We start from the raw sequence: 235 nt of genomic DNA on the forward strand, positions 1-235 counted from the left end.
CAGATTGTCGAGAAACCCTTTTAATTCTCGGCAACTTGAACGGTTTTTATATAAACTAGTGAAAAATAGTTGAAATAAGAGAAAAAACGATCCAAAATAGTCCTCCATCCCATCTTTTTGGTGAGATGGAGGGCTATTTTTTTCATATTTTGACAGGCGGCTGTCATAAAAGCCTGCTCTTGGACAGACTTCACCCCTCGAAATCGAGCGTATCGATAGCCATGAAGTTCTTTCG

At 39.6% G+C, this 235-nt stretch carries 1 protein-coding gene; it reads right to left on the minus strand.

The window, feature by feature from the left end:
- Positions 1-20: 20 nt before the first annotated feature.
- Positions 21-235: hypothetical protein (locus K9V48_RS30305; RefSeq protein ID WP_224136940.1), on the minus strand; the 215-nt coding region annotated here is incomplete at its 5' end.

It is taken from the genome of Metabacillus rhizolycopersici (assembly GCF_020075705.1).